General features: G+C 71.6%; 21 protein-coding genes and 1 pseudogene. 18 read left to right on the plus strand and 4 right to left on the minus strand.

The features are described 5' to 3' along the window. Positions 1 to 435: 435 nt before the first annotated feature. Together HQQ88_RS20020 and holA are read left to right on the plus strand one after the other, a co-directional pair. Positions 436 to 1,509, plus strand: a pseudogene (locus tag HQQ88_RS20020) (ComEC/Rec2 family competence protein); the annotation flags it as partial. A gap of 622 nt (positions 1,510 to 2,131) precedes the next feature. Continuing rightward, positions 2,132 to 3,151 (plus strand): DNA polymerase III subunit delta, encoded by a 1,020-nt coding sequence (holA, locus tag HQQ88_RS00920; RefSeq protein WP_173168387.1) that lies wholly within the window; start codon positions 2,132 to 2,134, stop codon positions 3,149 to 3,151. A 222-nt stretch (positions 3,152 to 3,373) separates the two neighbouring features. Here the strand turns inward: holA and rpsT are convergent, their stop codons facing one another. Then, the gene (rpsT, locus tag HQQ88_RS00925; protein ID WP_111085752.1) at positions 3,374 to 3,634 is read right to left on the minus strand and encodes a 30S ribosomal protein S20; all 261 of its coding nucleotides are present in this window, start codon (positions 3,632 to 3,634) and stop codon (positions 3,374 to 3,376) included. 200 nt (positions 3,635 to 3,834) lie between these two features. Here rpsT and HQQ88_RS00930 point away from each other — a divergent pair, with 200 nt between their 5' ends. Together HQQ88_RS00930 and lepA are read left to right on the plus strand one after the other, a co-directional pair. Further along, positions 3,835 to 5,001: a pyridoxal phosphate-dependent aminotransferase gene (locus HQQ88_RS00930; RefSeq protein ID WP_123292543.1), complete on the plus strand. Its 1,167-nt coding sequence runs from the start codon at positions 3,835 to 3,837 to the stop codon at positions 4,999 to 5,001. 267 nt (positions 5,002 to 5,268) lie between these two features. Continuing rightward, a complete protein-coding gene (gene lepA, locus HQQ88_RS00935) occupies positions 5,269 to 7,116 on the plus strand; it encodes a translation elongation factor 4 (RefSeq protein ID WP_111085750.1) in 1,848 nt (615 codons plus the stop codon). Positions 7,117 to 7,244: 128 nt separating this feature from the next. On the opposite strand, the gene HQQ88_RS00940 is transcribed toward lepA, so the two are convergent. Then, positions 7,245 to 7,745, minus strand: a complete 501-nt coding sequence (locus HQQ88_RS00940) for a hypothetical protein (protein WP_173168388.1) — start codon at positions 7,743 to 7,745, stop codon at positions 7,245 to 7,247. 168 nt (positions 7,746 to 7,913) lie between these two features. On the opposite strand from HQQ88_RS00940, the gene HQQ88_RS00945 reads away from it, so the two are divergent. Continuing rightward, on the plus strand, positions 7,914 to 8,561 hold the full coding sequence (locus HQQ88_RS00945) for a DUF1990 family protein (RefSeq protein ID WP_111085748.1): 648 nt from the start codon (positions 7,914 to 7,916) through the stop codon (positions 8,559 to 8,561). 79 nt (positions 8,562 to 8,640) lie between these two features. Here the strand turns inward: HQQ88_RS00945 and HQQ88_RS00950 are convergent, their stop codons facing one another. Beyond that, positions 8,641 to 9,333: an HAD family hydrolase gene (locus tag HQQ88_RS00950; protein ID WP_173168389.1), complete on the minus strand. Its 693-nt coding sequence runs from the start codon at positions 9,331 to 9,333 to the stop codon at positions 8,641 to 8,643. A gap of 28 nt (positions 9,334 to 9,361) precedes the next feature. Here HQQ88_RS00950 and hemW point away from each other — a divergent pair, with 28 nt between their 5' ends. Then, positions 9,362 to 10,603 (plus strand): radical SAM family heme chaperone HemW, encoded by a 1,242-nt coding sequence (hemW, locus tag HQQ88_RS00955; RefSeq protein WP_131920530.1) that lies wholly within the window; start codon positions 9,362 to 9,364, stop codon positions 10,601 to 10,603. A gap of 9 nt (positions 10,604 to 10,612) precedes the next feature. Here hemW and HQQ88_RS00960 read toward each other — a convergent pair whose 3' ends face one another. Further along, the gene (locus HQQ88_RS00960; protein ID WP_254066817.1) at positions 10,613 to 11,020 is read right to left on the minus strand and encodes a DUF4870 domain-containing protein; all 408 of its coding nucleotides are present in this window, start codon (positions 11,018 to 11,020) and stop codon (positions 10,613 to 10,615) included. 88 nt (positions 11,021 to 11,108) lie between these two features. Between HQQ88_RS00960 and hrcA the strand changes: the two genes are divergently transcribed. From hrcA to HQQ88_RS20025, 12 genes are all read left to right on the plus strand, one after another. After that, positions 11,109 to 12,131 (plus strand): heat-inducible transcriptional repressor HrcA, encoded by a 1,023-nt coding sequence (hrcA, locus tag HQQ88_RS00965; protein ID WP_123340397.1) that lies wholly within the window; start codon positions 11,109 to 11,111, stop codon positions 12,129 to 12,131. A 49-nt stretch (positions 12,132 to 12,180) separates the two neighbouring features. After that, positions 12,181 to 13,293: a molecular chaperone DnaJ gene (gene dnaJ, locus HQQ88_RS00970; protein WP_111085744.1), complete on the plus strand. Its 1,113-nt coding sequence runs from the start codon at positions 12,181 to 12,183 to the stop codon at positions 13,291 to 13,293. Next, a complete protein-coding gene (locus HQQ88_RS00975; protein ID WP_132100562.1) occupies positions 13,293 to 14,030 on the plus strand; it encodes a 16S rRNA (uracil(1498)-N(3))-methyltransferase in 738 nt (245 codons plus the stop codon). The genes dnaJ and HQQ88_RS00975 overlap by 1 nt, the downstream gene beginning before the upstream one ends. Before the next feature lie 40 nt (positions 14,031 to 14,070). Next, positions 14,071 to 14,424: a histidine triad nucleotide-binding protein gene (locus tag HQQ88_RS00980; RefSeq protein ID WP_123292550.1), complete on the plus strand. Its 354-nt coding sequence runs from the start codon at positions 14,071 to 14,073 to the stop codon at positions 14,422 to 14,424. Between the two features lie 70 nt (positions 14,425 to 14,494). Next, positions 14,495 to 15,556 carry a PhoH family protein gene (locus HQQ88_RS00985; RefSeq protein ID WP_228510585.1) on the plus strand — a complete coding sequence of 354 codons (1,062 nt, stop codon included), beginning with the start codon at positions 14,495 to 14,497 and terminating at the stop codon, positions 15,554 to 15,556. Further along, positions 15,553 to 16,014: an rRNA maturation RNase YbeY gene (gene ybeY / locus HQQ88_RS00990; protein WP_111085740.1), complete on the plus strand. Its 462-nt coding sequence runs from the start codon at positions 15,553 to 15,555 to the stop codon at positions 16,012 to 16,014. Before HQQ88_RS00985 ends, ybeY begins: the two co-directional genes overlap by 4 nt. A 3-nt stretch (positions 16,015 to 16,017) precedes the next feature. Beyond that, positions 16,018 to 17,337 (plus strand): hemolysin family protein, encoded by a 1,320-nt coding sequence (locus tag HQQ88_RS00995; RefSeq protein WP_173168390.1) that lies wholly within the window; start codon positions 16,018 to 16,020, stop codon positions 17,335 to 17,337. Next, on the plus strand, positions 17,334 to 18,272 hold the full coding sequence (gene era / locus HQQ88_RS01000) for a GTPase Era (RefSeq protein ID WP_123292554.1): 939 nt from the start codon (positions 17,334 to 17,336) through the stop codon (positions 18,270 to 18,272). Before HQQ88_RS00995 ends, era begins: the two co-directional genes overlap by 4 nt. Before the next feature lie 67 nt (positions 18,273 to 18,339). Continuing rightward, positions 18,340 to 19,662: a sensor histidine kinase gene (locus HQQ88_RS01005; protein WP_367916959.1), complete on the plus strand. Its 1,323-nt coding sequence runs from the start codon at positions 18,340 to 18,342 to the stop codon at positions 19,660 to 19,662. Next, a complete protein-coding gene (locus HQQ88_RS01010) occupies positions 19,659 to 20,348 on the plus strand; it encodes a response regulator transcription factor (RefSeq protein ID WP_111085737.1) in 690 nt (229 codons plus the stop codon). Before HQQ88_RS01005 ends, HQQ88_RS01010 begins: the two co-directional genes overlap by 4 nt. A gap of 111 nt (positions 20,349 to 20,459) precedes the next feature. Further along, positions 20,460 to 21,212, plus strand: coding sequence for an ABC transporter ATP-binding protein (locus HQQ88_RS01015; protein WP_111085736.1), 753 nt, complete (start codon positions 20,460 to 20,462; stop codon positions 21,210 to 21,212). Continuing rightward, complete coding sequence (locus tag HQQ88_RS20025) at positions 21,209 to 22,609, plus strand: ABC transporter permease (RefSeq protein ID WP_173168391.1); 1,401 nt, start codon at positions 21,209 to 21,211, stop codon at positions 22,607 to 22,609. Before HQQ88_RS01015 ends, HQQ88_RS20025 begins: the two co-directional genes overlap by 4 nt. The last annotated feature ends 318 nt before the right edge of the window (positions 22,610 to 22,927 follow it).

Below are 22,927 nucleotides of genomic sequence, written 5' to 3' on the forward strand. Positions count from 1 at the left end.
GCCTCCGGGTCGGGCACCGTCTCGTTCGACGCGGTCCTGTCGCGCGACCTGGGCCCGGGTGACCGCTCCGTCCTCGCGACGCTCGAGCGTGCCGACACGGAGCGTGCGCTCCGGGTACCGGTCCGGCTCGTCCCGCCGGGCGACGGTGCGCTCGTCCCGCCGGGTGACGATGACGACCGCGTGCTGGCCGCGGGAACGCGGGTGACCGGCACCGGGACGATCGAGGCCGACGTCCCCGGTTCCGCGACCGCGTTCGTGCTGTTCCTCCGGGGTGTGCCCGCCACCGAACCACCCGGGGGACTGCTCGGGGCCACCGACACCGCGCGTCGGGCCTTCGTCCGTGCGACGGCGGACCTGCCCGAGCCCGGGGCCGCGCTCCTGCGAGGCCTGGCGATCGGCGACCGGTCCGGCCTCGGCGCCGCGACCGAGGCGGCGATGGAGACCTCGGCGCTGACCCACCTGACCGCGGTGTCCGGGGCGAACTGCGCGGTGATCGTCGGCCTCGTCGTGGTGGTCGGGCGACTCTGCGGGATGCCTCGGGGGCTCCGGGCGGCGTCTGCCGTCGCCGTGCTGCTCGCGTTCGTGGTGCTCGTACGGCCAGACCCGTCGATCGTCCGGGCCACGGTGATGGCGGTCGTCGTGCTGGTCGTTCACCTGTCCGGCCGCCCCGTGCGCGGCGTGCCGCTCATCGCCCTGGCCGCGATCGGCATGCTGGTGGTCGACCCCTGGTTCGCGCGGTCGTTCGGGTTCGCGCTGTCGGTGCTCGCCACGAGCGGCATCCTGGTGCTCGGGCCACCGCTCACCACGCTCCTCGCCCGACGGCTGTGGACCCCGGCGGCCGCCGCCCTCGCCGTGCCGGTGGCAGCACAGGTCGCCTGCTGGCCCGTGACGATCCCGCTGTCCGCGGCGCTGCCGACCTACGCGGTGCCGGCGAACCTGCTGGCCGAGCCCCTGGCACCGATCGTCACCGTCGTCGGCCTCGGTGCGTGTCTGCTCGCGCCGGTCTGGCCGTGGGGTGGGTCGGTGCTGGCCGCCGTCGCCTGGGCCCCCGCGTCGGCGGTCGGGGGCATCGCCCACGGCGCAGCGCTCCTGCCGTACGCGTCGGCGCCGTGGCCGGGTGGGACCGTCGGGGTGGTCGGCGCCGTGGTCGTCAGCGCGTGCCTCGCGGTCGCCGTGCTGAGCACTCCGACGGCGCGGAGCCGCCTGCTGCTCGTCGCGGGAGTCGTCGTCGTGGTCGGTGTCGCCTCCGTCGCGGTACCCGTGCTGGTCGTGCGCGGTACCGTCCCGCGCGACTGGGCGGTCGCGGCGTGCGACGTCGGACAGGGTGACGCCGTGCTGGTCCGTGGCGGCGACAGCACGGCACTGATCGACACCGGGGACGACCCGGACCGCCTCCGGGCCTGCCTCGACCTGCTGCGGGTCCGCCGGATCGACCTGCTCGTCCTCACGCACTTCGACCGCGACCACGTCGGGGCGGTCGACGAGGTCGCGGGCATCGTCGACACGGCGCTCGTCGGACCCGTCGGCCGTGCGTCGGACAGCCGCGTCGTGCAGGACCTGCAGCGCGGCGGCGTCGACGTCCGGCAGGCCGACGACCGGGTGTCCGGTGTGCTCGGGCCGCTCGGTTGGCGCGTGGTGTGGCCGCGGGCGGGCAGCCCGGACGCCGGCAACGACGCGAGCATCGTGCTCGTGACCGAGCCGCCGCCAGGTGCCGACTGCCCGACGTGCCTGTCCGGGGTGTTCCTCGGTGACCTGGGGGAGACCGCCCAGCGTCGGGTCCGCTCCGGCAGTGCACTCCCCGACGGCGCCGTCGACGTCGTGAAGGTCTCGCACCACGGTTCGGCCGACCAGGACCCCCTGCTGTACCGGCAGCTCGCAGCGCGCGTCGGACTCGTCGGCGTCGGCGCGGACAACACCTACGGCCACCCGACACGGTCGGCGCTGTCGATGCTCGCATCGTCCGGGACCGCCACGTACCGCACCGATGAACTCGGCACCGTCGTGGCGGGTCGGACGGCCACCGACGACCTGCGGGTGTGGACGGAGCACACGCCGTCGGTGGCCGCCCGTAGGATCGTCGGAGCACTCGTCGCACCGGCACCGTCCGGGTCGGCACCACCGGAAGGACCGCATGCCCGCCAAGAAGCCCGCGCGCGCCGCAGCGAAGATCGACCAGGTCCCCTGGTCGGGGATCCGCCCGGCCCCGGTCGTGCTCGTCACCGGGCCCGAGGCGTTCCTGGCGGACCGGGCCAGCAGCGTGCTCAAGGACCTGCTCGTGGGCGAGGACCCGGCGCTCGAGGTGCACGACCTCGAGGCCGACCAGTACGCTCCCGGGCTGCTCGCGACCCTCGCCAGCCCGTCGTTGTTCGGCGAGCCGCGACTCGTGCGGGTCACCAACGTCGAGAAGTGCACCGACGCCTTCATCACCGAGACCATCTCGTACCTGCAGGCCCCGGCCGACGACGTCACCCTGGTGCTCCGGCACGGCGGCGGGGTGCGCGGCAAGAAGCTGCTCGACACGATCCGCAGCGGGGTCGGCGGCGGGGTCGAGGTCCTGTGCGACGAACTCAAGCGCGAGACCGACCGCATCGACTTCGTGAACGCCGAGTTCCGCGCCGCCCGACGCAAGATCGCGCCGTCGGCGGTCCGCACCCTCGTGGTCGCCTTCGCGGACGACCTCGCCGAGCTCGCCGCCGCGTGCCGGCAGCTCCTGGCGGACGAAGCGCAGGAGATCACCGACAAGGTCGTCGACAAGTACTACGGCGGTCGCGTCGAGACCAACGCGTTCAAGGTGGCCGACATCGCCCTGGCCGGACGGTCCGCTCCGGCGATCGTCGAGTTGCGGCACGCGCTGGCGACGGGCGAAGCGCCGGTGCCGATCGTCGCAGCGTTCGCGAGCAAGATCCGCACGATGGCGAAGGTCAGCGCGTTCCGCGGGCCGAGCGGTCAGGCGGCGTCGGCGCTCGGCATGGCCCCGTGGCAGGTGCAGCGCGCGCAGCGTGACGTCTCCTCGTGGAGTGAGACGGGTCTCGCGAACGCGATCACGAGCATCGCCGAGGCTGACACCGCGGTGAAGGGCGGCTCGCGCGACGCGCACTACGCACTCGAGGTCATGGTCCGCACCATCGCCCGACGCGGCGAGGCGCGCTGAGGCGACCCGCGCCTCCCGGTCGTCGCGCGCTCGCGCGCCCACACCCGCGCACCTGGTGAGCAGAAATGGTCGAGTGCCGACCGGCCACCCGACCATTTCTGCTCACGAAGCGTGCGGCCCGCCGCCGCCACCACCCAGACGCACGCCGCCCACGCCCCACCCCCGCACACGACGAAGGCCCCACACCGTTCGGTGCGGGGCCTTCGTGCAGCGCTCAGGAGATCAGAGCGACGCAACCTTCTTCGCGATGGCCGACTTGCGGTTCGCGGCCTGGTTGCGGTGGATGACACCCTTGCTCACGGCCTTGTCGAGCTTCTTCGACGCGGTGGCCAGGGCAGCAACGGCCTTGTCCTTGTCGCCAGCGGCAACGGCGTCGTTGGTGTGACGGATGAACGTCTTCAGCTCCGACTTGTAGGCCTTGTTGCGCTCGGTGGCCTTGAGGTTGGTCTTGATGCGCTTGATCTGCGACTTGATGTTCGCCATGTGTAGCTCCTGCTTCGTCTCGTACGGGTGGGCGCGACCGCGGGGTAGAGGGGCCCTCGGTCGCATCGCGTTCCACCCGTGGGCGGGGAACGCGCAAGCCAGCCACCAACATTACCAGGCGAACGCCCCGCCACCAAAGCACGAAACACCGCTGGATCGGCGTGATCTCGCGGCAACACGCACCGGATACGGTGTCGGGCATGCCATCCCTCGCCCCTCGGATCGACACCGTGCCCGCCTCCGGCATCCGGAGGGTCTTCGAGCAGGCAGCGCTGCTGCAGTCCGCCGGCACCCCGGTCACGATGCTCGTGATCGGCGAACCGGACGTGCCCGTGGCGCCGCACATCGGTGACGCGGCCCGTCGCGCGTGGACCGAGGACCGCACCGACTACACGCCGAACGGCGGCATCGCACCCCTGCGCGAGGCGATCCGCGACAAGCTCCGCCGCGAGAACCGCATCGAGGCCGACCTCGAACAGATCTGGATGACGATCGGTGCGACGCAGGCCCTGTTCCAGGCGATGACGCTGACGCTGAGCCCCGGCGACGAGGTCCTGGTGCCGGACCCCGGCTACACGACCTTCACGATGAACGCGCACATCCTCGGGGCCACGCCGGTGCCGTACCGGCTCGAACCGCAGCACGGGTTCGAACCCGACCTCGAGGCACTCGAGGCGAGCGTCACCGAGCGCACCCGCGTGCTCGTGGTGAACTCGCCGTCGAACCCGCTCGGCTCGGTGTTCGGCGAGGACACCCTGCGCGCGCTGCTCTCCTTCGCGAAGCGGCACGACCTGTGGGTGATCAGCGACGAGGTCTACGAGTACTTCACCTACGGCACCCGCCACGTCAGCCTGGCTGCGCTCGACGAGGACGACCGGGTGTTCTCCGCGTTCTCGCTGAGCAAGACCTACGCCATGACGGGTGTCCGGGTCGGGTACCTCGTCACGCCGAAGGGCCTCGGGCCGACGATGCGCACCACGCAGGAAGCGATGATCAGCTGCGTCGCCGAACCCGACCAGTACGCGGCGCTGGCAGCGATCGTGGGGGACCACTCCGCGGTGCGCGACGCCCGCGAGCACTACCGCGCGAACCTCGAGGTCGCGAAGGAGGTCCTCGACGCCGCCGGCATCCGGTACCTCGACCCGCGCGGCGCCTTCTACCTCTGGGTCGACGTGTCGCACGCCTCGGACGGCGACGTCGCGGCGTGGGCGCTCGGTCTCCTGCAGCGCGAGGCCGTCGCGGTCGCGCCCGGCAGCGCGTTCGGCCGCACCGGCGAGGGCTGGATCCGCGTCTGCCTGGCCGCCACCCCTGACGACCTGCGGCGCGGGCTGGGCGCGTTGCCGGCACCGGCGCACGCTTCCGTCTGACGCTCGGCGCGTGCGGCCGGGAGGCCCGCCCCGCGTCCGCCACGCATCGCACCGTGCGAGGTCTGGTCACCTTCCGTGCCCGGTTCCGGATTCCGTGCGAGGTCCCGCCCCTCGCACGGAATCCGGAACACCGCACGACGGAACGGCGGCGCACGGTGCGCCGCGCGCACGAACTCGCACCGACCTCGCACCGTGCGAGCCGCGCTGCGCGACTCCGGCACGCAAGCATGGGAGACTGGGCCGACCGTCCGACCCACCTGAGGAACCGTGAGCCCACAAGCATCCGCTCCGCTCGAGCCCGCCGCGACCCCGGCCGGCGCGATCCGCAACTTCTGCATCATCGCGCACATCGACCACGGCAAGTCCACGCTGGCCGACCGCATGCTGCAGATGACCGGCGTCGTCGAGGAGCGCGCGATGCGCGCGCAGTACCTCGACCGCATGGACATCGAGCGCGAGCGCGGCATCACGATCAAGTCGCAGGCCGTCCGCATGCCGTGGGAGCTCGACGGCGAGACCTTCGCCCTGAACATGATCGACACCCCCGGGCACGTCGACTTCTCGTACGAGGTCTCGCGTTCCCTGGCAGCGTGCGAGGGCGCGATCCTGCTCGTCGACGCCGCCCAGGGCATCGAGGCGCAGACGCTGGCGAACCTGTACCTGGCGCTCGAGAACGACCTCGAGATCATCCCGGTCCTCAACAAGATCGACCTGCCGGCAGCCGAACCCGAGAAGTACGCGGCCGAGCTCGCGCAGCTCATCGGCGGCAAGCCGGAGGACGTCCTGCGCGTCTCGGGCAAGACCGGCGTCGGTGTCCCCGAGCTCCTCGACCTGGTGGTCCGGCGTGTGCCGGCACCGGTCGGCGACGTCGAGGCCGCGCCCCGCGCGATGATCTTCGACTCGGTCTACGACAGCTACCGCGGCGTGGTCACGTACATCCGGATGATCGACGGCTCGATCAAGCCGCGCGAGAAGGTCCAGATGATGTCGACCAAGTCGACGCACGAGATCCTCGAGATCGGGGTGTCGAGCCCCGAGCCGATCCCGACGAAGGGGCTCTCCGTCGGCGAGGTCGGGTACCTCATCACCGGCGTGAAGGACGTCCGCCAGTCCAAGGTCGGCGACACCGTCACGAGCGCGCAGAAGCCCGCGACCGACGCCCTGCCCGGCTACACGGACCCGAAGCCGATGGTGTTCTCGGGTCTGTACCCGATCGACGGGTCGGACTACCCGGACCTCCGTGACGCGCTCGACAAGCTCAAGCTCTCCGACGCAGCGCTGGTCTACGAGCCCGAGACGTCCGTGGCGCTCGGCTTCGGCTTCCGCTGCGGGTTCCTCGGCCTGCTGCACCTCGAGATCATCACCGAGCGGCTCTCGCGCGAGTTCGGCCTCGACCTCATCACGACTGCGCCCAGCGTGATCTACGAGGTCACGAACGAGGACAACTCCGTGACCGAGGTCACGAACCCGTCCGAGTTCCCCGGCGGCCGCATCGTCGAGGTCCGCGAGCCCATGGTCCGCGCGGCGATCCTCGCCCCGAAGGACTACGTCGGCGCGATCATGGAGCTGTGCCAGTCGCGTCGCGGCTCGTTGCTCGGCATGGAGTACCTCGGCGAGGACCGCGTCGAGATCCGCTACGAGATGCCCCTCGGCGAGATCGTGTTCGACTTCTTCGACCAGCTGAAGAGCAAGACGCAGGGCTACGCCTCGCTCGACTACGAGCCCATCGGCGACCAGGCGGCCGACCTCGTCAAGGTCGACATCCTGCTGCAGGGCGACCAGGTCGACGCGTTCAGCGCGATCGTGCACCGCGACAAGGCCTACGCCTACGGCACGCTGATGACCGAGCGGCTGCGCAAGCTCATCCCGCGCCAGCAGTTCGAGGTCCCGATCCAGGCGGCCATCGGCGCGCGGATCATCGCCCGCGAGAGCATCCGCGCGATGCGCAAGGACGTCCTGGCGAAGTGCTACGGCGGTGACATCACCCGAAAGCGCAAGCTCCTCGAGAAGCAGAAGGAGGGCAAGAAGCGCATGAAGACCATCGGCCGGGTCGAGGTCCCGCAGGAAGCCTTCATCGCCGCGCTCTCCGGCGACGTGGAAGAGAAGAAGAAGTAGCGCGCGTCGCGCCGGGTTCCGACATTTCGCGCTGAGCGACACCGCACGCGCCGGGGCGGCCGTGAAGTGTCGCTGGGCGCGAAGGTTCGCCCGGGCCGGTCGGCGCCGGCGGCCGCGGTCGGGCGCCGTCAGCGGAGGCGCGCGGCGCGGGTCCGCAAGGCGGCCAGACAGAGGGCCGGGAGGCTCGCGGCGGCCAGTCCCGCCAGCGCGGTCCGCAGGATGGTCCAGCCCGCAGCCGCGGCGAAGTCGTCCTGCGCCCCCGCGGCGATCCCGGCGATCCCGGCGAGCACGGCACCGACGACCATCGTGAGCGTCACGGCGGCGAGCAGGCGCGGCAGTCGCGCCGCGCGGTGCCGACGGACCGCCACGACCAGGGTGGCCCCGAACAGCAGGACACCCGTCCCGGCGCAGCACGCACCGACGCCAGCGATCACGTTGGCGGTGTCGAAGGCGTCCCACTGCGCGGCCGGCACGGCGACGTACCGCGTCGACGAGCCGATGCTCGCCGTCGTCGCGTCGACGAGGACACGCGCGAGTGCGGCGGCGCCGAAGGCGACGAGCGTGAGCGCGGCGAGCGTCGCGGTCCGACGGTCGACGGACCGCCAGGGCGCGGGGGTGGAGCGGGGCACGCTGCAACGATAGGGGCGGGGCAGGCGGGTGTCGGGCCTCCAGTTCGGGGTGCACGCGAACCGGACGACGCGACCCGGACGACGCGACCCGGCCGACGCGACCTGGCCGACGCGACCTGAGCGGTGATCGGTTCGATCCGACGGGGCAGGCGCAAGTAGGCTGACGGCATGAGCATCCGCGGGAGCTACCGGACCGCCCTGACCTACGGCGCGGTGGGGGCGACCCAGGCGTCGGACCTCATGACGTACCCGCCCGAGGGGTTCACCCCCACCGAGTCGCGTGCCCGGATCGGGCATGGCGACCAGCGGTTCGAGACCGCGGTGACGCAGGCCCTGACGTGGCAGATCCAGGAGCGCAGCGGCATCCGTGTGCGCGTCGAGGAACAGCCCGACGACGACGAGGTCCGGTACAACCCGGTGACGTTCGACGACGACGGCGTCCCGATCGCCCCGGCCTCGATCGGCACGCCCCGGGTCGAGAAGTTCGCGCCGGACGGCACCCCGCTGGTGACCGCTGGCACGTCGGCGACGCTCACGATGCACGCCTTCGGGCGGACCGTGCAGGCGCCCGTGCGGGTCGTGTCGATCATCGACGAGCACGACCGCAAGGGCTTCGCGTACGGCACGCTCGAGGGGCACCCGCTCTCCGGCGAGGAGTCGTTCGTCGTCGAGCGCACGTCGGACGGTTCCGTGTGGCTGCAGATCCGGCAGTTCTCGCAGCCGTCGAGCCGGAAGTGGCAGTTCGTCGCGCCGCTGCTGCGTCGGCAGCAGAAGGTGATGGCGGAGCAGTACCTGGCGGCGCTGCGGGGCGACTAGCGGGGAGCGCGTGCTTGCGAGCGCTTGCGTGCGCGTGCTTGCGTGTGCGTGCGTGCGCTTTGTGCGCTCGCGCGCTGGGTCAGCGCAGTGGCGGCAACGCCGCGATGGCGTCCTCGATCAGCGCGGCGTCGACCCGGCAGTCCCGCGCGACCGTGACCGCGTTGGTGACCCGCAGCGCCTCGACGTCGAACACCCCGGTGGCGACCGCCAGGAAGGGGATGCCGGCGGCGTCCGCGGCCTCGCCGTCACGCGGGGTGTCGCCGACGATCACGGCACGGGTGCCGGCGAGCTCCGACGCCGCGCGGGTGGTGACGTCCGCACGCTCCACCTCGGTGTCGCCGAAGTAGGAGTGGTCCCAGTCGAACAGGCCCTCGTCGAACCCGGCACCGGCCAGCTTGACGCGGGCGCGGTACTCGGAGTTGCCGGTGAGCAGGCCGTTCCGCCACCCGAGCTCCGCGAAGCGGGTGAGCAGCGCGGTGGCACCGGGGACGGGGGACCGGTGGTCGCCCGAGGCGTGCCGCTCGGCGGTGAGGTCGCGCAGGTGGCCGCTGACCGTCGGGATGATCGTGTCCTCGAACGCGTGGGCACGGACGTGCTCGGCGATGAGTCCGGCATCGGTCCGACCGTGCTGGTGCCCGACGCGCAGGGTGAGGTCGCGGCCGACCGCACGCTCGAGCGCGAGGTGGTAGAGGTTGCCCGGGGACGACGCGTTCATCACGAGGGTGCCGTCGATGTCCCACAGGACCGTGGTGGGGACGGGGTGGTGCTCCATGCGTCCATCATGACGGACAATGGACTCCATGCCGAGTGCTCTCCCGATCGCCGATCCGGCACCCGCTGACGGACTGATCGTGCCGCGAGCCGCGGCGGGCTCCGCCGCCGGTACCGACCCGGCGGCCGTGCCGTTCGGGGTCTACGTCCACGTGCCGTTCTGCCGGGTGCGCTGCGGCTACTGCGACTTCAACACGTACACGGCGTCCGAGCTCCGCGGCGTGCGCCGCGACGACTACGCCGGCCACGCCGTGCGGGAGATCGAGTGGGCCGCGACCGTGCTCGACCGCTCCGGCGTCCCGCGCCGGCCCGTGTCGACCGTGTTCTTCGGCGGCGGGACTCCGACGATGCTGCCGGCGTCCGACCTGGCGATGATCCTGCGGGCCATCGACGACACGTGGGGGATCCTGCCCGGTGCCGAGGTCACGACCGAGGCGAACCCGGACTCGGTCGACGCGTCCTCGTTGCAGACACTGCGCGAGGGTGGCTTCAACCGGATCAGCTACGGCATGCAGTCCGCGGTCCCGCACGTCCTCGCGACCCTCGACCGCACGCACGACCCACTCCGCGTGCCGGTCGTCGTCGACCTCGCGAAGCAGCAGGGGCTCGACGTCTCACTCGACCTCATCTACTCGACACCGGGGGAGTCCCTCGACGACTGGCGCACCTCGCTCGACGCCGCGCTGGCCTGCGAGCCCGACCACGTGTCGGCGTACTCGCTCATCGTCGAGGACGGCACCGCGATGGGCCGCATGGTGGCGCGCGGGGAGCTCCCGGCCCCCGACGACGACCTGGCCGCCGACATGTACGAGCTCGCCGACCAGGTGCTCGGCGACGCCGGGTACTCCTGGTACGAGGTGTCGAACTGGGCGCGCGGCGACGCGCACGCGAGTCGCCACAACTTGTCCTACTGGAAGGGCCACGACTGGTGGGGTGTCGGCCCCGGCGCCCACTCCGCGGTCGCCGGCACGCGCTGGTGGAACGTGAAGCACCCGGCCGCGTACGCGAACCGGGTGCTGTCCGGCGAGTCGCCGGCCGCCGGGCGCGAGGTCATCGACGACGAGACCCGCTACGTCGAGCGCCTGCTCCTCGCCGCACGCGTCCGCGGGGAGCTCGCGACGAGCGAGATCCGCCAGGAGGCCCGTGGCCGGGTCGCGGGACTCATCGCACGGGGTCTCGTGGACGGGTCGGCCGCGGTGCGGGGACGCATCGACCTGACCCTGCAGGGTCGCCTGCTGGCCGACGCGGTGGTGCGGGAGCTGCTGGACTGACCGGCGTCCCTACTGCTTGATGAACTCGATCGACAGGGGGTAGCGGTAGAACTGGCCCTGGTTCGCGGCGACCGCCGCCATGATGCCGAAGACGATCGTCAGGATCGCGATGATCGGGAGCAACAGTGCCCCGATCAGCGCGAGCGTGAGGATCCCCGATACCACGTAGGCGATGCCCATCGTGATGTGGAAGTTCAGTGCGACCCGGGTGTGCTCGCGGATGAAGCCGCCGCGGTCGCGCAGCACCAGGTACGCCACGAGCGGGGCGACGAAGTTGAAGAAGATCCCGCCGATGTGGGTCAGCGTGGCCCAGAGGCGCTGGTCCTCCGGGCTCATCGGCTGCGGCGGGGTGTACCCGCCCGGGTACTGGGGCCCGTTGGGGTTCTGCGGGCCACCGGGCTGCTGTCCGTGGGTCATGCCGGAAGCGTATCGGGGGTGCAGTCGTGCGGGCGTAGGATCAGCAGTCGACACGTCCGAGTGCCAGGTCGACCAGGAAGGAGCGCTCGTGGTCAGTGAACGCAGCCTCGAGGTCCTGAAGGCCATCGTGCGCGACTACGTGGCGTCCCGCGAACCGGTCGGCTCCAAGACGATCGTCGAGCGGCACGCCTTCGGCGTCAGTGCCGCCACGATCCGCAACGACATGGCCCTGCTCGAGGACGAGCAGCTCATCGTCGCGCCGCACACCTCGTCCGGCCGGGTGCCGACCGACAAGGGCTACCGGCTGTTCGTCGACCACCTCGCCGCAGCCCGGCCGCTGACGAGCGCCCAGCGGCACGCCATCGAGACCTTCCTCGGGGCACCGAACGACCTCGACGAGGTCCTCGGCCGCACCGTGCGCCTGCTCAGCCAGCTCACGAACCAGGTCGCCCTGGTGCAGTACCCCTCGATGGTGCGCGCCCGGGTGCAGCACGTCGAGCTGGTGCGCCTCGGCGACGCCCGGCTCATGGTCGTGCTCATCACCGACACCGCCCGGGTCGAACAACGCGTCGTCGAGACCGACGTCGCGCTCGACGAGCCGCTGCTGACCGAACTCCGCACCGTGCTGAACGGCGCGGCCGTGGGGCTCCTGCTGCAGGACGTGCCCACCGCGCTCCGTGCGGTCCCGCAACAGCTCCGGCCCGACGCCCAGGCGCTCGGCGGGGTCGTCGTGGCGACCCTCATCGAGCAGGTCGCGGCGAACCGTCAGGACCGCCTGGTGATGGCCGGCGCCGCCAACCTGGCGAAGAGCGAGCAGGACTTCTCCGGCGGCCTCTTCCCGGTGCTCGAAGCGATCGAGGAACAAGTCACCCTGCTCCGGTTGTTCGGGGAGATGCAGGTGGACGACATCGCGGTGGCGGCCAGCATCGGCGTCGAGAACGCCGAGTACGGGCTCGACGCCACGAGCATCGTCGCCGGCGGGTACCTCGCCGGTGGCGGCGAGGTGGCACGCCTGGGTGTCCTGGGACCGACCCGGATGGACTACGGCACGAACATGGCTGCCGTCCGGGCCGTCGCACGGTACCTGTCCAAGCTCCTGGGCGAACACTGATCGACTGCAACACCGACCGACCGACCGAACACAACCGACTGAGGGATACGTGGCAGACCACTACGACGTCCTCGGCGTCCAGCGAGACGCCTCCGATGCCGACATCAAGAAGGCCTACCGCCGCCTGGCGCGTGAGCTCCACCCGGACGTGAACCCTGCCCCAGAGGCAGCCGAGCGGTTCAAGGACGTCACGCACGCGTACGACGTCCTGAGCGACCCGGAGCAGCGGCGCCGGTACGACGCCGGGCCCCAGGCCGACAGCCCCTTCGGTGGCGGCGCCGGCGGGTTCAGCGACATCTTCGACGCCTTCTTCGGTGGTGGTGGTGGTGGCGGCCGGGGCAGTGGTCCCCGCAGCCGTGCCGAGCGCGGGCAGGACGCCCTGCTCCGCATCGACGTCGACCTCGACGAGGTCGTCTTCGGCACCCACAAGGACGTCGAGGTCGACACCGCCGTCCTGTGCGAGACCTGTCACGGGTCGTGCTGCGCACCCGGCACCAGCCCGCGCACCTGCGACATCTGCGGCGGGTCCGGCAACATCCAGCGCCAGGTGCGTTCGCTGCTGGGCAACGTCGTGACGAGCGCCCCGTGCGGCACCTGCCGCGGCTACGGCACCGTCATCCCGAGCCCCTGCCCGACCTGCCAGGGTCAGGGCCGCGTCCGCGCCCGTCGCACCGTGCCGGTCGACGTCCCCGCCGGCGTCGACTCGGGCCTGCGCCTGCAGATGCCCGGCCAGGGCGAGGTCGGCCCCGCCGGTGGCCCCTCCGGCGACCTGTACCTGGAGATCCGGGTCCGGCACGACGACGTCTTCAGCCGCGACGGTGACGACCTGCTCGCCACCCTCGAGGTCGCGATGACCGATGCCGTGCTCGGCACCACCACGACGATCGACGGACTCGACGGGCCCGTCGAGCTCGAGATCCGTCCGGGGGTGCAGAGCGCGGACGTCCTGGTGATCAAGGACCGCGGCATCACGAAGCTGCGCGGGAGCGGCCGCGGCGACCTCCGGGTCGGCGTGCAGGTCGTCACCCCGACGAAGCTGTCGCACAAGGAACGCCAGCTCGTCGAGCAGCTCGCGAAGTCGCACAAGGCGTCGGCGCCGCAGCTCGCACGGTTCCAGCAGGGCATGTTCGGCAAGCTCCGCGACCGCTTCTTCAACTTCTGATGGCATCGCTCTACGTCGTGGAGTCGCTCGACGGGGTCGCCGTCGGTGGCTCCGTGACGCTCGACGGGGCAGAGGGGCGGCACGCCGTGACCGTCTCGCGCGTGCGGGTCGGTGAGACGCTGCGGCTCTCGGACGGACGGGGAACCGTCGTGTCCGGTGCGGTGGAATCCGTCGACCGCGACTCGCTGGTGCTGTCCGTGGCATCGCTGTCCGTCGACCCGCTGCCGGTCCCGTCGCTGACGCTCGTGCAGGCCCTCGCCAAGGGCGGTCGCGACGAGATGGCGGTGCAGGCGTCGACGGAGATCGGCGTCGACCGGATCGTGCCGTGGTCCGCCGCGCGCAGCGTCTCCCGGTGGGAGGGCCCGAAGGTCGAGAAGGGTCGATCGCGGTGGACGGCCATCGCGCACGAGGCCGCGAAGCAGGCGATCCGGTCGCGAGTGCCCGAGGTCGGGCCGCTCGTCACGACGGCGCAGCTCGTCCCCGCGCTCGGTGCCGGTGCTGCGGTGCTCGTGCTCGACCCCACCGCGACCGTGCGGCTCGCGACCTGGGAACCGACGGCGGACCTCGACGAGATCGCCCTCGTGGTGGGGCCGGAGGGCGGCATCGACGCCTCCGAGCTCGAGCGGCTCGAGGCCGCGGGAGCGATCAGGGTCCGGCTCGGCGACAGCGTGCTGCGGACCTCGACCGCCGGCCCCGCGGCACTCGCGATCCTGCAGGCCGGACTCGGGCGCTGGTGAGGGAAGGCCCGAGGTCGGTCCTGCGTTCTACGATGGAGTCATGAGCACCAGCACGCCCAGCGTCTTCAGCAAGATCATCGCGCGCGAGATCCCGGCGACCGTCGTCGCCGAGGACGACCGCGTGATCGCGATCGAGGACATCGCCCCGAAGGCACCCGTCCACGTGCTGGTCATCCCCAAGACCGAGCAGTACGCGAACGTCGCCGAACTCGCGGCCGGTGACCCCGACCTCCTCGCCCACCTGGTCGCCACCGCGCAGCGCATCGCCGACGAGCGCGCCGGCGGCCAGTTCCGTCTCGTCTTCAACACCGGCGAAGCCGCCGGTCAGACCGTGTTCCACGTGCACGCGCACGTACTCGCAGGTGAACTGCAGGAAGGCACCCTTGCCGGCTAACGAACCAGCACAGCCCACCACCGACGACGACCAGGTCGTCTCCGTCGCCCTCCAGGTCGACGGCATCGCCATGGTCCAGCTCCTCGGTCCCCAGGACCGCCTGCTGAAGACCGTCGAACGGCAGTACCCGGGCGTCAAGGTCGTCGTCCGCGGCAACGAGGTCACGCTCACCGGGCCCGAGCGCGAGGTCGCGCGGGCGAAGGCGCTCGTCGACGAACTCGTCGGCATGGTCAAGCGCGGGCAGGACATCGGCCCGTCGGACATCCCGATGTCGGCACGGATCCTCGACGACGACCGCAAGCCGTCCGACACCTTCGGCACGCCGATCGTGTCGAGCCGCGGCAAGTCCGTGCGGCCGAAGACCGACGGGCAGCGCGCCTACGTCGACGCCATCGACGAGCACACCATCACGTTCGGCATCGGCCCCGCCGGCACCGGCAAGACGTACCTGGCGATGGCGAAGGCCGTCCAGGCCCTGCAGCGGCGCGAGGTCACCCGGATCATCCTGACCCGTCCCGCGGTCGAGGCCGGCGAGCGGCTCGGGTTCCTGCCGGGCACGCTCACCGACAAGATCGACCCCTACCTGCGGCCGCTGTACGACGCCCTGAACGAGATGATGGACCCCGAGCTGGTCCCGAAGCTGCTGGCTGCGGGCACGGTCGAGGTCGCGCCGCTCGCGTACATGCGCGGCCGGACGCTCAACGACTCGTTCGTCGTCCTCGACGAGGCGCAGAACACGACGCCCGAGCAGATGAAGATGTTCCTGACCCGTCTCGGGTTCGGCTCGAAGATGGTCGTGACGGGTGACATCACCCAGGTCGACCTGCCGGGCAACGTCTCCGGACTCCGGCTCGTGACGCGGATCCTCGAGACGGTGGAGGACATCCACTTCGCCCGCCTCGGCAGCGAGGACGTCGTGCGGCACACGCTCGTCGGTCGCATCGTCGACGCCTACACCGTCTACGACGAGGAACGCCTCGCCGAGCAGGCCGGTCACCGTCCCGGTGGCCGGGGCACCGCGCCGGTCGGCAACCCCGACGGCGCCAACCGTGCCGAGCGCCGTGGACGGCCGCCGCAGGACCGCCAGCGACCCCCGTACCCCCAGAACGACGCCCGAGGAGGCAACCGGTGAGCATCGAGCTCAACAACGAGTCCGGGGTCGAGGTGGACGAGGCAGCCATCCAGCGCCTCGCCGCGTTCGCCCTCGACGCGATGCACGTGCACGCGGACGCCGAACTCGCGATCGTCCTGGTCGACGAGGGCGCGATGGAACAGCTGCACGTGCGGTGGATGGACGAGCCCGGCCCCACCGACGTCCTGAGCTTCCCGATGGACGAGCTCCGACCGGGCACCGAAGAGGACCCAACGCCCGCCGGCCTGCTCGGCGACATCGTGCTCTGCCCGCAGGTCGCCGAGGAACAGGCGAAGACCGCCGGGCACTCCAGCACCGACGAGATGCTGCTGCTCACCTGCCACGGCATCCTGCACCTGCTCGGGTTCGACCACGCCGAGCCGGACGAGAAGGCCGAGATGTTCGGGCTGCAGGGCGAGATCCTGACGGCCTTCGCGGCCCAGCGCCGGGGTCGGTAGCCGATGCTCGTCGTCGTCGGTCTGCTCGCGGTCGCGCTCGGGCTCGTCGTGCTCGGCGGGCTCCTCGCCGCGAGCGACGCCGCGCTCTCCGTGGTGTCCCGTGCCGACCTCGACGAGATCGCCCGCGGCAACAAGCGTCGTCGTGCGCTCGAGGCGATCGCGGACGACGTCGGCGCGCACGTCAACGCCCTGAACTTCTTCCGCGTGCTCGCCGAGACCGCTGCGGCCGTGCTCGTCACGATCGCCCTGGTGCGGGCATTCGACAGCTGGTGGGTGGCGCTCATCGTCTCCGCCGCGATCATGACGGCCGTGTCGTTCGTGCTCGTCGGGTCGAGTCCGCGCAGCGTCGGACGGGCGCACGCCGAACGGCTGCTGGCGTCCACCGGCGGCCTGGTCCGCGCCGTCCGGATCGTGCTCGGTCCGCTCGCCGGTCTGCTCGTCCGGATCGGTGACCGCGTGACCCCGGGCCGCGGCCGCAGCGCCTCGACGGTGTCGAGCGAAGAACAACTGCTGTCCCTCGTCGACGAGGCCACCGAGAGCAACGTGCTCGAGGACGAGGACCGCGAACTCATCCACTCGGTCTTCGAGTTCAGCGACACCCTCGTGCGCGAGGTGATGGTGCCGCGCACCGACATGCTCACGGTCGACGGCTCGGACACGCTCGCCGCGGGCATGGAGCAGTTCCTCGCCGCCGGGGTGTCCCGCATGCCCGTCACCGGCAAGGACAGCGACGACGTCCTCGGCGTCCTGTACCTGCGGGACGTGTCGCGGGCGCTGTACGAGCGACCGGGGTCCGGCAGTGAGCGGGTCACCCGGCTGCTGCGTCCGGCCGAGTTCGTGCCGGAGTCGAAGGCCGCCGACGACACCCTGCGGCACATGCAGGTCGCGAAGAACCACCTGGTCCTGGTCGTCGACGAGTACGGCGGCGTCGCCGGTCTCGTCACGATGGAGGACCTCATCGAAGAGCTCGTCGGGGACATCTCCGACGAGTACGACCGCGCCGTGGTCGACCGGGTCGAGGTCGAGCCCGGCCTCTGGCGCATCTCGGCCCGACTGCCCGTCGACGAGCTCGGCGACCTGTTCGGCATCGAGCTCGACGACGACGACGTCGACACCGCCGGCGGTCTGCTCACCAAGGAGCTCGGCCACCTGGCGGTCTCCGGCGACACGGTCACGGTGTCCGGCGTCGTCCTGACGGCCGACCGGGTCGAGGGCAAGCGCCGCCACCTCATCACCGTGCTCGCCGAACGCACTCATGCCCTCGCGGGTGTCGAGGACGCCTTCGACGACGCCACCACCACGACGGGAACCACGCACGCATGACCGACTCCGACTCCACCCCCACCGCCTCGGGCAAGCCCTACCGCGCGGGCTTCGTCTCGTTCGTCGGGCGTCCGAACGTGGGCAAGTCCACGCTGACGAACGCGCTGGTGGGCCAGAAGGTCGCGATCACCTCGTCGAAGCCGCAGACCACCCGTCGCGCGATCCGCGGCATCGTGCACCGGCCCGACGGCCAGGTCATCATCGTCGACACCCCGGGTGTGCACCGTCCCCGCACCCTGCTCGGCGAGCGGCTCAACGACCTGGTGCAGTCCACGCTCGGTGACGTCGACGTCATCGGGTTCTGCGTCCCCGCCAACGAGCCGATCGGCCCGGGCGACCGCTTCATCAACGACACCCTCGACCAGTACCCGCGGGCCAAGAAGGTCGCGATCGTCACCAAGATCGACCGCACCTCGAAGGACAAGGTCGGCGAGCAGCTGCTGGCCGTCTCCCGGCTCCGCGACTGGGACTCGATCATCCCGACGTCGGGCACGAAGGGCCTGCAGCTCGAGGACCTCCTCGGCGAGATCACCTCGTTGCTGCCGGAGTCGCCCCAGCTGTACGACTCGTCGGCCGTGACCGAGGAGACCGACGAGGAGCGCATCAGCGAACTCATCCGCGAAGCCGCGCTCGAGGGCGTCCGCGACGAACTGCCGCACTCGCTCGCCGTCGTGATCGAGGACATCGTCGAGCCGGACGAGGACGACGACGCCGACGGGCCGCTGCGCATCTTCGCGAACCTGTTCGTCGAGCGCGACAGCCAGAAGGCGATCGTCATCGGCCACAAGGGGGAGCGCCTGAAGGACGTCGGCTCCCGCGCTCGCGTCGAGATCGAGTCGCTGCTCGGCGGTCGGCACGTGTACCTCAACATCCGTGTGAAGGTCGCCAAGGAGTGGCAGCGTGACCCCAAGCAGCTCGGACGCCTCGGCTTCTGAGCGTCCGGCGCCAGGAGTCATCCACACGAGGGACGCGCCCGTGAGCCGAGCGCCGTACCGTGGACGCGTGTTCCGTCCCATGCTGCGCGCGCAGGTCATCACCGACGTCGTCATCGCCGTGGTGCTCGGCTCGCTCGTGCTGATCACCTCGGCGCGGGGCATGGACTCCCCGCTCGCGATCGTCACGGTCGTCGGCATGACCGCTGCCCTCGCGCTCCGACGGCTGTCGCCCGGACTCGCACTGGCCGTCGCCTGGGTGTTCGCGGTCTTCGAGATGGTCACGGGCCAGATGCCCGACCTTTCGAACGCCTTCATCGCCGCGGTGCTCTACACGACGAGCGCCTACGGCAGTCGGCGGGTGCGGCTGGCCGGACTCGTCTCGGCCATCGTCGGGTCCGTCACCGCGGCCCTGTACATCGGCGTCGACGACTACCGCAACCGGTTGACGATCGAGACCGCGTCGACCCCGTTCCAGGAGTCGGTGCAGGTCACGGTCTCGTACTTCGCCGTCGTCCTGCTCCTGCTGCTCCTGCCGTGGTTGGCGGGCCTCGTGGTCCGCACCCGCCGGTCGGCGAGCATGAGCCGCGAGGCCCAGCTGCTCGCCGAACGCGACGCCGCCCGTGCCGACCGAGCGGTCGCGGTCGAACAGGAGCGCGTGCGCATCGCCCGCGACATGCACGACATCGTCGCGCACTCGCTCGCGGTCGTCATCGCCCAGGCGGACGGAGCCCGCTACGCGCTGAAGGCCGACCCCGCCGTCGCCGACCAGGCCCTCGGCACCATCTCGACCACCGCCCGCCGGGCCCTCGGCGACGTCCGCGAGCTCCTCGGCGCGCTCCGGCACGAGCAGGGGACCGTCCCGACACCGGAGATCGACGACATCGACCGGCTCGTCGGCGAGATGCGCCAGGTCGGCCTCGACGTCCGGGTCGAGCGCGAGGGCGACCCGACCGGCCTCCCCACCACGACGCAGCTCGCGGTGTACCGGATCGTGCAGGAGAGCCTGACGAACGCCTACAAGCACGGTGAGCCCGGCACACCGGTGCACGCATCACTGACCTACCGCCCGGACACCGTCGAGATCGCGGTGGTGAACCGCCGCGCCGACGACGGCACCCGGGGTCCCGGCACCGGGCACGGCCTGGTCGGCATGCGCGAGCGTGCCACCATGACCGGCGGCACGATGACCGCCGGTGTCCGTGGCCCCGACTTCGAGGTCGCCGTCCGCATGCCCGCCGTCCCCGCGAGCGGGCAGATGCCCCGCGGGCGCATCACACCGACCGCGAGCCCGACCGCGAGCCGGGCCGCGAGCCCGGCTGCGGGCCCGACCGCCGAGTCGGCCCCCGCCCCGACCATCAGTCCGACCGAGCAGGAGCGCACCGCCCGATGACCACCACCCCGCCGGCCGACGGCCGCATCCGCGTCGCCCTCGTCGACGACCAGGCACTCTTCCGCACCGGCATCCGGATGCTCATCGGCTCCCAACCCGACCTGCACTTCGTGGGCGAGGCGGGCGACGGTGCCGAGGGCGTCGAACTCGTCCGGCGCACCCGGCCGGACGTCGTGCTCATGGACGTCCGGATGCCCGTGATGGACGGCATCACGGCGACCGCGCACATCGTCGAACAGGCCGGCACCGACGGCGCGAAGGTGCTCGTCCTGACCACGTTCGACTTCGACGAGGCCGCGGCGAAGGCCATCCGGGCCGGGGCGAGCGGCTTCGTGCTGAAGGACGCCGACCCCGAGTTCCTGCTCGCCGCCGTGCGGACCGTGCACGCCGGCACCGCGGTCTTCGCGGCCTCGGCGACGCGGGAACTCCTGCGGCGCTACGACGACTCGGTCGAGCAGGCCGCGACCGTGCCGGCGACGTTCGACGACCTCACCCCGCGCGAGCGCGAGATCTTCGACCTGGCGGCCCGCGGCTTCAGCAACAGCGAGATCGCGCAGCACGAGTACGTCAGCGAGGCGACCGTGAAGACCCACATCTCGCGGGTTCTGACGAAGCTCGGACTCCGCGACCGCGTGCGCCTCGTCGTGTTCGCGCACGAGCACGGGCTGGTGAGCAAGGCCGACTGACGGACATCATCCGATCGGATGACCCGTCCACAGGAAGTCGAGCCGAGCGGCTCATCCACAGGAGCCGCCCGACGGACGCGGGGCGGGCCTCCCGGACGTCATCGTTGGTGCATGACCACCAGCCACGCTCCGATCATCCGACTCGACCACGTGTCCAAGCACTACGGCGACGCCGCACGCCGGGTGACGGCGCTCGACGACGTCAGCGTCGACATCGGCGCGGGGGAGTTCACCGCCGTGATGGGGCCGTCCGGGTCCGGCAAGTCGACGCTCATGCACGTCGCCGCGGGCCTCGACGCGGTGTCCGCGGGCCGCATCGAGATCGACGGGGTCGACATCACAGGGCTCGGCGACAAGGACCTGACCGAGCTCCGTCGCCGCCGGCTCGGGTTCGTGTTCCAGTCGTTCAACCTGGTGCCGACGCTCGACGTCAGCGAGAACATCCGGTTGCCGTTCCTGCTCGGCGGGCACAAGCCGTCGAAGGACGAGAGCGCGTGGATCGACCGCCTGGTCGACCAGCTCGGACTCGGCAACCGGCTCTCGCACCGCCCGCACCAGCTGTCGGGTGGGCAGCAGCAGCGCGTCGCCATCGCCCGGGCACTCGCCTCGCGGCCGGCAGTCGTCGTCGCCGACGAGCCGACGGGTGCCCTGGACTCGCGCACCGGCCGTGACGTGCTCGCGATCCTGCGCGGGGCCGTGCAGGAGTGGGGCCAGAGCGTCGTCATGGTGACGCACGACCCCGTCGCCGCCGCCAACGCCGACCGGATCCTGTTCCTCGCCGACGGCCGGGTCGTCGCCGACCGCCCGGCGATGGACGCCGGCGCGATCTCCACCACGATGCTGGGGATGGAGGCGGCAGCGTGAACGGCGTCCGCTCCTTCGCCCCCACCGTGCTGGTCGCGGCGCTCGGCACCACGTTCGGCTCGGCACTCGTCATCGCCCCGGGCATCGTGACCGAGGCGCTCGGCGCCGCCGGGCTCGCCGACCTCGGGCCGGTCAGGGCGATCCTGTCCGTCGTCGGGTGGCTGTTCCTCGGCATCGCGCTGTACGTCGGCGCGATCGTCACCGCCAACACCTGCGCGACCCTCATCGCCGGGCAGACCCGCATCATCGCGTTGCAGCGGCTCGTCGGTGCCACCGGCGCGACGCTCCGGGCCCGGATCACCCGGACCGGACTGGTCGTCGGGGTGCTCGGCGGACTGATCGGCGCCGTCGTGGGTACCGGGCTGTCCGCGGTGTTCGTGGTGGTGCTGCGCGGCAACGGGTTCCTGCCCGACACCGACTACACGCTCCTGCCGTGGGAACTCGTGCTCCCGGTCGTGGCCGTGGTCCTGGCGACCTGGGGAGCGTTCGCAGCGGGCTCCCGCCGGGTGCTGACCGTCACCCCGCTCGAGGCGCTGTCCTCGAGCGTCGAACCGAGCCACGACGACGTCCGCTCGGGCACCGCCCGCAAGGTCTGGGCCATCGTGCTCATGGCCGGCGGCGCGGCGCTCATGCTCATCGGGCTCGCGGTCAGCGCGAGCTCGCCGATCGCGGTGCTGCCGGCTGCCCTCGGCGGGTTCGTGTCGTTCGCCGGCGTCGCCGTCGGAGGGACCATCGTGATGCCGCCGGTGCTGCAGCTCATCGGCCGGATCGGCTCACACGACCCCGTCGTCCTGCTCGCCGGCCGCAACGCCATGCGTGCGCCGGGTCGGTCCTCGCGGGCGACGATCGGGCTCGTCATCGGCGTCACCCTGCTCGTCACCTTCGCCGTCGCACTGGGGATCATGCAGCACGTGCTCGAGGCCCAGCTCGAGCAGATGGGACAGGGCCAGATGACGACCGGGATGGTGCAGGCGCAGCGCGACTTCTTCGTCCAGCTGAACGCCGTCGTCAGCGTCATCGTCGGGTTCTCGGCCGTGATCGCCGCCGTCGGGGTCGTCAACGCGCTGGCACTCGGGGTCCTGCAGCGCCGACGCGAGCTCGGGTTGCTGCGGGTGCTCGGACTCACCGGGGCACAGGTCCGCCGGATGATCGTGACCGAGGCCGTGCAGATGGTCGTCGCGGCCGTCGTCTCGGGGCTCGTGCTCGGCACCTTCTACGGCTGGGTCGGCGGGCAGACGCTGCTCGGGTCGCTCGGGCACCCGGTCACGCCCGTGCTGCCGCCGCTCACCATCGGGATCGTCGTCGTCGGGGCCCTCGTGCTCGCGGTCGTCGCGACGATCGCGCCGGTGCGGCGCGCGATGCGCGTGCCCCCGACCGAGGCGCTCGCGGTCGACTGACGCGGCGCCCTGGTCGCACCACGCGGCGGACGTGTGCCGCACCGCAGTGCCACGCCGCTCACGTCCGTTGAATGGTCACGAACTGTCGCCTGGACGCGGCTCAGGTGACAGAACGTGACCGCTCGGCGGCCGACCCGCGGCATGTCGTGACCGCTCGCCCCCGTCCGGTGTCCGGCTCGGACCGTGCCTGGCCGCCCCCGCGTCACGCGCTTGTCACACAGCAGCCCGCCGGTGCTACCGTGGACTCGATGTACTCGGCACTCCTCCTCCTTCGCTGCCGCGACGAGGCCTGACACACCGGCCCACCTCGTCGCGGAG

The sequence above is a fragment of the Curtobacterium sp. VKM Ac-2861 genome (genome assembly GCF_013204965.1).
Lineage (GTDB): Bacteria > Actinomycetota > Actinomycetes > Actinomycetales > Microbacteriaceae > Curtobacterium.

Coding starts and splice junctions, on each gene's coding strand:
- era (WP_123292554.1), top strand. CDS start 17,334: ATGACCGACTCCGACTCCACCCCCACCGCCTCGGGCAAGCCCTACCGC.
- HQQ88_RS01010 (WP_111085737.1), top strand. CDS start 19,659: ATGACCACCACCCCGCCGGCCGACGGCCGCATCCGCGTCGCCCTCGTC.
- HQQ88_RS00975 (WP_132100562.1), top strand. CDS start 13,293: ATGGCATCGCTCTACGTCGTGGAGTCGCTCGACGGGGTCGCCGTCGGT.
- HQQ88_RS00995 (WP_173168390.1), top strand. CDS start 16,018: ATGCTCGTCGTCGTCGGTCTGCTCGCGGTCGCGCTCGGGCTCGTCGTG.
- HQQ88_RS01015 (WP_111085736.1), top strand. CDS start 20,460: ATGACCACCAGCCACGCTCCGATCATCCGACTCGACCACGTGTCCAAG.
- rpsT (WP_111085752.1), bottom strand. CDS start 3,634: ATGGCGAACATCAAGTCGCAGATCAAGCGCATCAAGACCAACCTCAAG.
- HQQ88_RS00960 (WP_254066817.1), bottom strand. CDS start 11,020: ATGACCCACGGACAGCAGCCCGGTGGCCCGCAGAACCCCAACGGGCCC.
- holA (WP_173168387.1), top strand. CDS start 2,132: ATGCCCGCCAAGAAGCCCGCGCGCGCCGCAGCGAAGATCGACCAGGTC.
- HQQ88_RS00985 (WP_228510585.1), top strand. CDS start 14,495: ATGGTCCAGCTCCTCGGTCCCCAGGACCGCCTGCTGAAGACCGTCGAA.
- HQQ88_RS00950 (WP_173168389.1), bottom strand. CDS start 9,333: ATGGAGCACCACCCCGTCCCCACCACGGTCCTGTGGGACATCGACGGC.
- HQQ88_RS00980 (WP_123292550.1), top strand. CDS start 14,071: ATGAGCACCAGCACGCCCAGCGTCTTCAGCAAGATCATCGCGCGCGAG.
- hemW (WP_131920530.1), top strand. CDS start 9,362: ATGCCGAGTGCTCTCCCGATCGCCGATCCGGCACCCGCTGACGGACTG.
- HQQ88_RS00930 (WP_123292543.1), top strand. CDS start 3,835: ATGCCATCCCTCGCCCCTCGGATCGACACCGTGCCCGCCTCCGGCATC.
- HQQ88_RS00945 (WP_111085748.1), top strand. CDS start 7,914: ATGAGCATCCGCGGGAGCTACCGGACCGCCCTGACCTACGGCGCGGTG.